General features: G+C 41.1%; 12 protein-coding genes. 7 read left to right on the forward strand and 5 right to left on the reverse strand.

All coding sequences use genetic code 11. The features are described from left to right. Positions 1–278: 278 nt before the first annotated feature. Genes KK060_RS23550 through KK060_RS23560 form a run of 3 tightly spaced genes read right to left on the reverse strand, consistent with a single transcriptional unit; the run spans position 279 to position 1592 of the window. Positions 279–662, reverse strand: coding sequence for a transposase (locus KK060_RS23550; RefSeq protein ID WP_254157506.1), 384 nt, complete (start codon positions 660–662; stop codon positions 279–281). Positions 663–676: 14 nt separating this feature from the next. Continuing rightward, a complete protein-coding gene (locus tag KK060_RS23555) occupies positions 677–1243 on the reverse strand; it encodes a sigma-70 family RNA polymerase sigma factor (protein ID WP_254157508.1) in 567 nt (188 codons plus the stop codon). A 4-nt stretch (positions 1244–1247) separates the two neighbouring features. Beyond that, positions 1248–1592: an RNA polymerase sigma factor gene (locus KK060_RS23560; protein ID WP_254157510.1), complete on the reverse strand. Its 345-nt coding sequence runs from the start codon at positions 1590–1592 to the stop codon at positions 1248–1250. Positions 1593–2008: 416 nt separating this feature from the next. On the opposite strand from KK060_RS23560, the gene KK060_RS23565 reads away from it, so the two are divergent. After that, on the forward strand, positions 2009–2230 hold the full coding sequence (locus tag KK060_RS23565) for a helix-turn-helix domain-containing protein (protein WP_254157512.1): 222 nt from the start codon (positions 2009–2011) through the stop codon (positions 2228–2230). A gap of 229 nt (positions 2231–2459) precedes the next feature. On the opposite strand, the gene KK060_RS23570 is transcribed toward KK060_RS23565, so the two are convergent. Beyond that, positions 2460–2885, reverse strand: a complete 426-nt coding sequence (locus KK060_RS23570) for a transposase (protein ID WP_367397537.1) — start codon at positions 2883–2885, stop codon at positions 2460–2462. Between the two features lie 260 nt (positions 2886–3145). Next, complete coding sequence (locus KK060_RS23575) at positions 3146–4270, reverse strand: LytTR family transcriptional regulator (protein WP_254157514.1); 1125 nt, start codon at positions 4268–4270, stop codon at positions 3146–3148. Between the two features lie 183 nt (positions 4271–4453). Here KK060_RS23575 and KK060_RS23580 point away from each other — a divergent pair, with 183 nt between their 5' ends. The 6 genes from KK060_RS23580 (at position 4454) to KK060_RS23605 (ending at position 11100) form a co-directional block, all read left to right on the forward strand. Beyond that, positions 4454–5365, forward strand: a complete 912-nt coding sequence (locus KK060_RS23580) for a heme-binding domain-containing protein (RefSeq protein WP_254157516.1) — start codon at positions 4454–4456, stop codon at positions 5363–5365. Next, entirely contained in the window at positions 5362–5817 is a 456-nt protein-coding gene (locus KK060_RS23585) for a hypothetical protein (protein ID WP_254157518.1), read from the forward strand. Before KK060_RS23580 ends, KK060_RS23585 begins: the two co-directional genes overlap by 4 nt. Before the next feature lie 871 nt (positions 5818–6688). Then, positions 6689–7615, forward strand: coding sequence for a DUF5655 domain-containing protein (locus tag KK060_RS23590; RefSeq protein ID WP_254157519.1), 927 nt, complete (start codon positions 6689–6691; stop codon positions 7613–7615). 296 nt (positions 7616–7911) lie between these two features. After that, on the forward strand, positions 7912–8406 hold the full coding sequence (locus tag KK060_RS23595; RefSeq protein WP_254157521.1) for a glycine-rich domain-containing protein: 495 nt from the start codon (positions 7912–7914) through the stop codon (positions 8404–8406). Positions 8407–8441: 35 nt separating this feature from the next. Next, positions 8442–9161, forward strand: coding sequence for a hypothetical protein (locus KK060_RS23600; protein ID WP_254157523.1), 720 nt, complete (start codon positions 8442–8444; stop codon positions 9159–9161). A 364-nt stretch (positions 9162–9525) separates the two neighbouring features. Continuing rightward, positions 9526–11100 carry an ankyrin repeat domain-containing protein gene (locus KK060_RS23605; RefSeq protein ID WP_254157525.1) on the forward strand — a complete coding sequence of 525 codons (1575 nt, stop codon included), beginning with the start codon at positions 9526–9528 and terminating at the stop codon, positions 11098–11100. Positions 11101–11818 lie beyond the last annotated feature (718 nt).

The raw sequence follows: 11818 nt of genomic DNA on the forward strand, positions 1-11818 counted from the left end.
AAATATCTTACTGAGTTAAAAAACAAGAAGTTGAATACCCAAAAGATCCTTTATTCCTTAGCTTGACGGCTATGGATTTCTATCGGGGTCCGCTTGGACGTATAATATGTCAGCGTCCGCTGACATGAACCGATGCTCTCGTATACGACTGAAATATCCTGAGAAATCCGAACCCAATCATCCAATAAACTCCAAATCAATTAATCCCTTTGCAGTATTAGCATAGTCTCTGGCACTGCTATACAACCAGGCTTCTGGCTGATCTACAAACCCTGCAGCTACGGGACAGGTATATACTCCAAGTTCTTATCCATAATAATGTTGTCAGTAAGCTCAATTGGCTGGCTATGCTGTTGCCACAATTGAAAGTCGTTATTGTTTGCATTGTAACTTCCTGCTTTGTACATCATATAAAGCATCCACTCTCTTCTGCTTTCGTGAACGTGATTAGAATCTTCCAAAGCTTTGCGAATGCTTCTTGACGTAAAAGCCTTCATATCTCTTATTATTCCTTCGAGCGGATTCGTTCCATTAGAACCCACGATCATATGTACATGACTTGTCATGATACAGTAAGCATAGACATCAAGCCCTTTATTTTCCTGGCAATACCTTACACTATTTACAAAGATTTGCCTGTACTCGTCTCTGATAAAGCACAAGGGAGACCCTTGCGCTAGAAGCGAGATTTATAAAGAGGAGAATGCAGTTTGCGGAAGTACTTCAATGCCGAAGTCATGTACCGTTTCACAGTAGCTTTATCAATGTTCATCCTTTTGGCGATATCTCCATTGGTGAGATTCTCGTCTATTCGCAATTGTACAACCATGCGACATCGTTCCGGTAGTCCGTTCATACTTCCCTTTATTAAGGCGCGAAGGGTTTCTACCTCTTCTTCTTCGTCAGCAAGCTCACTTATTATCACTTCGAACCGCGCGAAGTGATCCTGGTATTTTTTCACAACCTGATTATGCTGGAAGTATCGGATGATTTTGTATTTAACCATTCTGTAGAGGTAGGCTTCCAGAATTGTTATATGAGCAAGTTCTGAATGCCGTAGCCAAATCGATTCAAATACTTCCTGGATGATTTCGAAGCAATCATCCTTGTCGGAAATTCGTTTCCGGGCGTATTGCGTAAGCGGATTTATGTACCTGTAATAAATCTCCTCGAAGGCTTTTTTTTCGCCTTGGAGCAGGACCGCCACCAATTCGCCATCGGTATAGTGTTGATACGAATTCATTTGCCTAAAAGAATTTAACTACTAGAGAGTTCAAACCCTGACGCTTTATGTCAACGCTGAACACGGGCTGCTTACTTAAAATCTCTTTACATTGACAGAAGCCTTTAACGATAAACTTATATCTGTTGAAGAGCCATTGAAACGATTTAAGCTGTTGGCGCCGGATCCATAACAATACAAACTTGTCTTGTACAATTTCTTCGCAATCTTCCGGAATGGAAATACTTCTTCGTGCATAGGTATATAGCGCTCCAGCGTATTTCCTGTAAATTGTTTCAAATGCCAGAGGATCTCCGGATTGTAATAGTGTAATTAATTCGATGTCGCTATGATCCTTATAGCTACTCATGTGGTGGAGTAAAAGATATTTTAAAGAAGTGCAGGACATAGCCTGCACTTCGGGCCCCTTCACCCGAATCATTCGAGTGTCTAAAAAACTTGGTAATGGTAAGCTGGATTGCGACAAAAAAAGAGGCGCGGAACCCAACTTACCGTTCTGGAGGTACTGGAATACCTTGGACACGAATAAGTGGGCCCACGCCAAAACGTGAGCACCTCACTTATTGCCTCGTGTCCATTCAATTTCCAGTTTTCCAGAACGAGGTTCTAAGTGCGAATGCCTAAAATCTCTGATAGGTTCGCAAAATTATTATTATCTACTGACTAATGATCAGTTATTTCACAGCTAAGATAATTATTATTTAAATTCTGACTATAGTCTTCAAGGATATTTTTTGAAGTTTTTCAGCTTCAGGCCAATCTAATATGAAAAGCCTGGAAGAACGCTTTGGCGAAATACTAAGGAATCTACGCGAGAAAAACGGCATAACTCAGGAAGCCCTTGCCGCGGATTGTGACCTAGATAGAACTTACATTTCTCTCTTGGAACGAGGTCTTAGACAACCAACGATAGGAACACTATTCAAAATAGCCGAAGCTTTAAAGGTACCTCCTTCAAAAATTATTAAGGAGCTCGAATCCAACTAAGCTAACATTTTGAGTAGTTTTTCTGGGAATTTTAAACTAAACCCCGATCTGGTACAAGTGTCTCGTTCGTTCAAGCGTCCGCTTGGACGTATAATATGTCAGCGTCCGCTGACATGAACCGATGCTCTCGGTATACGACTAAAGTATCTTGATAAATCCTAACACCAATCATCCAATAAACACCAAATCAATTAATCCCTTTGCAGTATTAGCATAGTCCCTGGCACTGCTATAACCAGGCTTCTGGTTGATCTACAAACCCTGCGGCTACCGGGTTCGTGTGTATATATTCTAAGGTTTTATCCATAAGAATATTGTCAGTAAGCCCAATTGGCTGGCTATGCTGAAAATCATTATTATTGCTATTGTAACTTCCTGCCTTGTACATCATATAAAGCATCCATTCCCTTCTGCTTTCGTGAACGTGATTTGAATCTTCCAAAGCCTTGCGAATGCTTCTTGATGTAAAAGCCTTCATATCTCTAATTACTCCCTCGAGTGGATACGTCCCTTTAGAACCTACGATCATATGCACATGACTTGTCATAATGCAGTAAGCATAGACATCAAGCCCTTTATTTTCCTGGCAGTATTTTACACTGTTTACAAAGATTTGTCTGTACTCATCTCTGATAAAGAGATCAATCCAGTTAATAACGGTAAAAGTTACAAAGTATAACTTTCCTGGTCACGTATCTTATACTTTCTGCTCATGGGATAGGATAGGGGCTTATTTCTGTAAATATAAGCAGGCTATCAATTCAATAAGCTGTTACTGAAGCGAGACGCTTCTAACTAAGGATAGGTACAAGCGAACGCTTGCACCAGTAAGAGGGGGGCCTACACGTTTCGCATTGGAGATAGCCCAAGTTTGAGTGTGTTATTTTTTAATATTTGATGTACCTCCATCGATTGTCAGGAGTTGAGCCATTCCCGGAAGGTGGCAGCATTGTTTTTACTGATAAGGATAACTTCTGGTGCGTCAGGACTGACAGTGATCTTCAGTTGATTTTTACCGTACCTGAATATCTTATCGATAGCATGTATCGAGACAATAAACTGCCGGTTGGCACGGAAGAATAAAGCAATGTCCAGTTGCTTCATCAGTTCATCGAGACTGTCATTATGAGTGTATACCTTGCCGTCCCGACAGTGTATATGCGTTGCCGACTCCTGTGTATAAAAGAAAGCTACGTTTTTTACAGGAATTGAAACAAGCTCATCTCTCCAGTAAGTGAGTATACGTTTTCGGTTCACCGCGCCTCCATTGTTGTCTTCTGTTTCCTTTTTTTCTAAAGAAACATTCATGCTCTCAATTCTCTCACGATAACCCTCCAGATCAGCGTTGAGCAACGAGAGCTTTTTCAGGTCTTCCTGTAACTGAGATTTTTCGGATTCGAGTGCGGTCTCGTAACGCCCCCCGATGAATCGTACCAGGAAAAACGAAAATGTGATAATGAGTATTCCAGCTATGATATGTGTGAGTAAGAATTTATTACGAAGGTTGTCTAACTGGCTATTGATAGCGACAAGATTGGCGTGAGCGGCCACCATCCAACCCGTACCCTGGACTGGATATACATATATGATTTCGGATTCCCGCCTGTCTCCAAAGGTTCTCAGTCCGCCGGAAGGTTCACCCTGCGTCAATACATTAAATAGAGACTGCGAAGTGTTTTCACTCAGTCCGCTGATCTGCGAGTTGCCTTCAGTAACCATCAGCCCGATTCTTGAGCGATCCGGATGACAAAGCTCCTTTCCGGTTGTATCATACATACAGATAAATCCGGATTGAGAATCAGTGTTTTCTATGCTGCGCTGGAGGTTCTCTGTTACAGTAGCGGCGGTATTCCCATCGGCCAGTTGCTCTTCGAGGAGTCTGCCCACCTCACGCGCTTCGCGTCTGCTGGTTTCAAGCTGAGCCAATAGGAGATGTTGCCGGGTGCTGGAAAAGAGGTATGATTCTGCAACGCTGATAATGGCGATAACCGTGATCAACAGTCCAAGCAATGTATAGATAGATAGGTATTTCTTCTTCATGGTATCAGGTGACGAATGGGCAAATATCGGATTTGAACAGCTCTTTTAAGCTCGTATTTTCGGCTTCACACACGTTTTTTGCCTTTTGCAGCCCATTATGGGCTTTTTTTGACAATGCTCAGGCTACGTTTGCCACGGTAAAATCAACACACATTTATGAAAAACTGGAAGAAGAACATATTCATGGCGGCGGGGTTTCTGGCCGTTTTTCTTGTGATCATACAGATCTACCGGCCGCCGCTTGAAAACCCTCCAGTCACTGGCGAGATCGAAGTTTCACCGGATATAGGTCAAGTCCTCCGCAACTCATGCTACAACTGTCACTCCAACGAGACAAAGCTAAAATGGTTCGATGAACTGGCACCAGCATACTGGCTTGTGACTTCGCATATCAGACAGGCACGGGCCGCCCTTAATTTTTCTGAATGGGATAAACTGACTCCTCCTCAGCAGAAGGCAAAGCTGTTTTGGGGATTGAACAGGATTTTAGCCAATGAGATGCCACCCCCAGAGTATTCCCTTTTGCATCCGGAAGCGCATTTATCAACTGATGATATTGATGCTATTAAAAGGTATCTCGTGAAAATATCACCACGAAATCTTTCTGTAAAGAATGGTACCTCCCCGGCGCCAAGTCAGAAAAAGGACTCGTCCATTTCCCAACCTTTGCCGACAGCAAACGGGATTGACTTTATCCCGGATTATCAACGATGGAAAGCGATCAGTACTACCGATCGTTTTGACAACGGTACCATGCGGGTTATCTACGGCAATTCAGTTGCAGTCGAGGCTATTGCCAACGATAACACCAACCCTTGGCCTGATGGTACCGTGTTTGCCAAAGTTGCGTGGACGCAGGCAGCCGACTCAACTGGCTTAATCCGAACGGGAGAATTCAAACAGGTTGAATTCATGATCAAAGATCAGAAGAAATATGCAGACACTGAGGGTTGGGGTTGGGCCCGGTGGCTGGGAAAGCAACTGGTGCCCTATGGGAACGACGCATTGTTTACGCAGGAATGTGTTGCATGTCATACGCCCAGGAAAGAAAGTAATTTTGTGTTTACTCAACCCCTTGTTTATAAGAAACCATGAAAAAGTTTAACAAATTAGCCTTTGTTATAAGTCTGCTTGTTGCAGGATGCACGAACGAGCACCGCCATGATGTGTATAATGAGTCAGCTTCACTTATAAATGTATCTGAAATAGGATTCAATCCGCTTGAAGGAAATATGATCGCAACTTTCATAAGCGCGCACGACACAACAATGTCAACGCTTTATGGTAACAACGCTGCAGCACATCATGCAGCGCATCAGGCCCCCTATACTGATGGTGATATTTTATCGCTCGTCACCTGGAAGCAACGAGAGGATCCATATTGGTTTGGAGGGAATATCCCAGGCTACGTTGCCCTAATCGAAATTGTAAGATTCGAATCGGATGGACCTGTTTATTCGATACACGCTGATGAACTTCCTGAATCTCATGACACGGAAAAGAGAATCAAATTTATGACTGGTATACAGCGGTCTGAATTTCCGTAGACATTAAAAATCTCACAGATTTGATTAAAGCGAGTTCCAGATCCTAAAAGCGTATAAAATTGGCTGTCTGAATTTCTAGCCGAAAGTATGTTAAACTTGCTCACAATACAGCTCGATGATGAAATAACAGTTTGACTGACATTGTCAATTCGGGCATGAATCTCTTGCTGGATTAACATTATACAGTCGTCAATCATTTTTTGTTCTGCATTAGATAAATGAAGTGCCTCATGTACATCATATGAAAAGAAACTGTAATCTCCAATACGTTGTCCCAATGGCGTATTTTGATTTAAGTCAGGATGGAAGAACCGCACCCAGCCCTGAATTTCATCTGATACTTGCGGCTTTTATTACTGAGGAATCCAGGTCTGGTGCAAGCGTCTCGTTCAAGCGTCCGCTTGGACGTATACTGTGTCAGTGTCACGCTGACGTGGGTAAAATAGAATTGTAAGCGAGACGCTTACCATATATTAAGCACAAGGGAGACCCTTGCGCTAGGAAATCGAAACACCAATCATTCAATAAACACCAAATCAATTAATCCCTTTGCAGTATTAGCATACTCCCTGGCACTGCTATACAACCAGGCTTCTGGCTAATCTACAAACCCTGCGGCTACCGGTTCACGTGTATATACTCCAAGGGGTTAGTCCATAAGAATGTTGTCAGAAAGCTCTGTAGGTTGGTTGTGTTGTTGCCACAACAGTAGAGTTAGAGATAAAATATGTCTCAATCTCGCCAGTCCTTGCCCCAGGACTTGCACTAACTTTCGATATTATATATTTTAGATAGTTCATTAGTCCATAAAGAAATTTTTAATGGTATAAGAACTTGAAATTATATTATCAATGCTACACCAATTGATACAATGGCAATATATACAAATAGTAATGGTAAGTTGAGACAGGTGAACGAGTCACAATTTAAGCTTGAAAAAGATATTCAAAAACTAGTAGAAGAAAATCTTCCAATTCTTACCAATCTTCAGTTTGTTAAATCTGAATTTATAATAAAAAACAAACGTATCGATACGCTGGCATTTGATAAGCAAACTGATGGTTTTGTAATAATAGAATTTAAAAGAGATCGGAATATTAGTGTGATTGATCAGGGCTTTTCATATCTCAGCCTTATGCTTGAAAATAAGGCTGAATTCATAATAGAATACAACGAAAGTTTAAATACGAACCTAAAACGTGATGATATTGATTGGTCACAAAGCCGTGTAGTCTTTGTTGCTCCTAGTTTTACCGATAACCAAAAGCTTGCCACTAACTTCAAAGATGTTGCGATAGAACTTTGGGAAATAAAGAAATATGAGAATAATATAATAAGCTTCAATCAAATCAAGAAGACGTCAAGTCAAAGCATTAGGCAAGTGGCTAAAGTAGGCGGAGAAATTGAAGAAGTAAGTAAGGAAATAAAAGTGTATAATGAAGAAGATCTTATAATGAAAGGAAGCCAGGAAATAGTAGAACTTTACGAATCTTTAAAATCACGCCTCCTTCAATTAGATGATATAGAGATAAGTCCAACAAAAATTTATATAGGTTTTAAACTTAACACGAAAATAATTACTGACATAGATATAAGGAAAAATAGTCTTAAACAAAGAATCAATTTAAAGAAGGGACTATTGAACGATCCTAAGAAGTTATTTTACGATGTTTCAGAAAAAGGCCATTGGGGAGCAGGAGACTATGAAGCTGTACACAACAGTGAAGATGTTGATATTGATTATATTATGAGCTTAGTAAAACAATCATATAATTTTCACAGGAAAAATTTTTCATAAAATTACAGGTAATCGCGAGATGAGCTGTTGGATTAAGCGCGAAGCTAGAACATACTTCAAAATCGCTCACCACTTTATTACAGGAGCTACAAATCCTGCAGTAGGAGTTGATGTGAATTTATCCCATCATATCCTGTTAATTCAAACTTTATACACCCGATCTGGTGCAAGCGTCTCGCTTGCAAATGGTAGTCAGCGTCCCGCTGACGAAATGCAAGCGAGACGCTTCATAAACAAGTAACGTTTTGTCCTATTTATTATCTTAGCTACTTACAAGTACCCTTTAATCTTTACCCTTGAATATAACCGGAAGCGAACTTACATTGTGGATGAAAATACAAGACTTTGAGCTCGATGACGATAATTCTGAGTTCACTTTTAGCGATCGCCTAGCCCGAGAGAATGTCTGGACTCATGATTTTGCATTACGTGCTATTGAAGAATATAAGCGGTTTATGTTTTTGATTTGCATCTCCAATAAACCGTTGACACCATCCGACGAAGTTGACCAGGTGTGGCATCTGCACCTGCTCTATACCCGCTCGTATTGGAAAGAATTCTGCGCTGACGTATTAGAACGCGAAATACACCATGGCCCAACAAAAGGAGGTATAAAAGAGAATGCGAAATTTAACGACTGGTATACAGAAACACTACAGGTCTATAAGCAGAAATTTAACACTGAGGCTCCTGAAGATCTTTGGCCTCCAAAAGAAAAACGCTTTACGCCTGGTAATTTCGTACGCGTAAATACCTTTGCAAACTGGATCATTAAAAAGCCCTTTGTTTGATACTCGCTACGTTAACCCCAGCTGAAACACTACTGTTGAAACAAGGAAGTAGTGCGGTTTTAAGGGACCTATTAAAATATACATTGATGGACCTCCTGCTTAAGCAAGTGCTTATAACAGAAACTATAACACGCAAACCAAGCCGAAAAGAACCAGAAAGATCATACAAATACATTAAAATAGGGGCCAATTTTTCTGATTATGCCCACAAGCCCCATGAGCTGGTTTATCTTTCAATGTTTAAGAATAATTCATATCGGAGTATTTTGTTTAGGAATCTGATCAAAATAGGATATGAGAACGCTAAGGGCGAAAAGCAATATCATAACAAGATAAAATTATCACATACAGTATGTGATGCATTCTCGTCATCATTATTAAGAATAGTTTTTGGAGGTGTTTCTTACTCAAATCAAGGTAAGGTACTCAAACGAAAAGTTGAAATTGAACTAGAAGAGGTAGAGAAAAAACTGGCTAACTATACTGTAAATAATAAATACGAGGCACGAAAGATCTTACAGCTAATTGCAGGCAACATATTTCTTATACCTGGATATGAAGTCGCTCTTTCACAAGAAATTGATGAAGTGTTGATGAAAGAATTGACAACACAGGACACATCGAGTGGATGTAGCACAGGTTGCTGGTCTGTCTTCGATACTATCGGTTCTTGTTCCTCAGATTCAAGCGGATGCTCAAGTGACAGCGGTTGCTCATCTGGTTGCAGTGGATGCGGAGGATGTGGTGGAGATTAGCACTTACTCTATTGCCTGATTTAGCGCCCAGGATCTTAATATTTCCCTAGTGTAGTCAGCGTCCCACTGACGAAATGCCAGCAAATCTCCACTACCTAGACACTCTTGTTGCCATTTTCCGGACCCAGCGAGTCAAAATGAATGCACACATAGCCAAATGGATCATGTATTATAAAGTACGCCGAATGCACAGTGAGGGGTTTCAATTTCAAAAATCAATGATTTACTAGGGCTTCACTGGCACTCAAAGTAAAAATCGTTAGCATTAGGTAATCGAATTCTCACAATAAAGAATTCGAGACTTTTCTTAATTTGCCTATCGCATGTTGAGTCAATAATCCAATACTTCATAGATAAAGGCGAATTGCACGAACGTGCAGCTCGTGATGTCCGATCATTTGCTGCTTATTTGGAGGATCAAACGGAATACACCAAGGCGCGTTTAAGAGATGTAATCACTCGCCTAAACTATGATACGCTTGAGCCGGATGGTAACAAGTGTTTCCCTTACCTGGAATTTTGGAGAGGCATTGATGACTTTGGATCGTCTGTCGCAATCAACTATGATGGAGGAGTTGATATTCTACAGGATGAAGAGTTCATTGTTAAGCCACAATATAACCATGAATTGCATGAGGAAGATTCAGTAACAATTGCCGAAGCGAAAGCGCAAAATTCTGTCAAGATTGATGTAAGAAAATTTCCTGTGTCATTGCTGGGTTATTATCAATATCGATTTAGTGAGACCGCATTGTTTTGTGCGTGGTTTGCATACCTATGGCAGGAAATAGAAGGATATCAATGTGGATTGAAGGTGAGAACAGTACAAAACAATAGTATCTCCATGTTTTCGCTGAACGATTTTCTTGACGATGACTTCTCTGCGTTTATGGAAAGTAATTACGGTGGGAAACCACCTCGTGTCGAAAATTTTTTCCCTAGAAAACTCAGTGTCATTGAACTCTTTCTGAGAGCCGGCCAGTTCGGATATCCTTTTAATCCGTATAAAAACTACTGGCGTTATTTTGAAAAGGGCGATGAATTTACAGAGATCGTTACCTATGAATGTGCGACCGGAATTCGAAGCGGTAAACTAAGCGAACGCTTTGCCGCGGCGGTTACTGGCGTTACGCAGCACGACAATTCGAAGTCTGCATTGATGGAGGTTACAAGATTCACAAATGAAAGGATATTCACTGGATGGCAGGAAAAGTTCAGACCTGCCGGAATGCCTGAGAGAATGCATAATAATGCTTATGATTTTGAGTATTGGACTGGTGTTTCCTGGTATGCAGGGGAAGAACAAAAGAGTAGGCTGAAAGCGGAAGAAGTTGTCAGATTTGAGAACACGTACCGCATCAAGCTTCCAGGGGCCTTTTTTCACTACCTCAGGTTGTTTAACGGACGTCAATATAATAATCATTACTTGTATTTTCCCATTAACGATTTGCGTACGGTTAAAGTGAAAAAGTTTTATACGCTCGAAGAATTAGATCGAATCGCGGCGAGCAGTCTGTCTGAAGATCCGAATGTTCTCTGGATTGGATTATTGGATCCAGATGCTTCGCTTGGAATATGCGTTCAAGATTCGAGTAAAGACTATGGAAAAATTGTGATCAAAGGAAGTAGTGCCAGTCAGGTCTGTGACTATTCATTTGATAAATTCGCCCGATATGCGCAATCATCCCCGGTAGAGCCCGAGATCTTTGCAGCTCGTGAAAATGATGTGGCCTTTTTAAAAGAGCGGATTGAACAGGGGTGGGATTACAACACCACTTACATGTATCAAAACGCAATTGGTCAGGCAGCTGAATACAATGCACATGAAGTGTTGGAATTATTGTTGAATGCCGGAGCCCGCCTGAATCATAAAAGTCACAGGGAGATTACCTGGTTGTACGATGAGCGGACTATGGATATTTTGGATAAGTATATTTAATACACCCAATCCGGTGCAAGCATCTTGTCCGACTACTAGCGATTCCGCTTTGACTATAGTATGTCAGCAGCTTGTCCCGATTCTATCGGGATCCGCTGACGTAGAGTGAAATAGAATCGTTTATCCCGAGAAAATCGGGATGCTAGACGTATTGATGTGTTTATTTAGAATCAGCAAAGCCTTCCTTGACCAAATCTATGATGAGAAACCAAGTGCGTTGGCCCGATCCCGATAGCTATCGGGACGGGCAGTGCCCCGGACCTGTGCGGTTGAAGCATTTTTATGTCTTGATTTTTTTGTTACTTTTTTCATCAAGGAAAAAAGTAAGGAGAGAAAGACCTGCCGAAGAAGTTTGTTGTGTTTATTTAGAACTGCTAGCCTAAGGGTCAGATGTCTTTTAACTTCATTAATATTTTAATAAAGTTAAAACAACTGCATTTCATACTTACGATTGCAAGGCCAGGGGATTCCCTCGCAATAACTTTAGCTTTTCATAGTATCTATTGCAGGCGGGGAATGACGCCACTGATTAAGGTATCTGCGCTTTCCTAGTGCTGTTTTTTTCTTACCAAACCTATGATGAGAAACCAAGCGCGTTGGCCCGATCCCGATAGCTATCGGGACGGGCAGTGCCCCGGACCTGTGCGGTTGAAGCATTTTTATGTCTTGATTTTTTTGTTACTTTTTTCATCAAGGAAAAAAGTAAGGAGAGAAAGAC

The organism is Chryseosolibacter indicum (assembly GCF_018598585.1).
GTDB classification, from domain to species: domain Bacteria; phylum Bacteroidota; class Bacteroidia; order Cytophagales; family Cyclobacteriaceae; genus Chryseosolibacter; species Chryseosolibacter indicus.

Bases quoted from the DNA above. Each gene is read 5' to 3' on its own strand.
- KK060_RS23565 (WP_254157512.1), top strand. From the start codon at position 2,009: ATGAAAAGCCTGGAAGAACGCTTTGGCGAAATACTAAGGAATCTACGC.
- KK060_RS23585 (WP_254157518.1), top strand. From the start codon at position 5,362: ATGAAAAAGTTTAACAAATTAGCCTTTGTTATAAGTCTGCTTGTTGCA.
- KK060_RS23555 (WP_254157508.1), bottom strand. From the start codon at position 1,243: ATGAATTCGTATCAACACTATACCGATGGCGAATTGGTGGCGGTCCTG.
- KK060_RS23580 (WP_254157516.1), top strand. From the start codon at position 4,454: ATGGCGGCGGGGTTTCTGGCCGTTTTTCTTGTGATCATACAGATCTAC.
- KK060_RS23590 (WP_254157519.1), top strand. From the start codon at position 6,689: ATGGCAATATATACAAATAGTAATGGTAAGTTGAGACAGGTGAACGAG.
- KK060_RS23575 (WP_254157514.1), bottom strand. From the start codon at position 4,270: ATGAAGAAGAAATACCTATCTATCTATACATTGCTTGGACTGTTGATC.
- KK060_RS23560 (WP_254157510.1), bottom strand. From the start codon at position 1,592: ATGAGTAGCTATAAGGATCATAGCGACATCGAATTAATTACACTATTA.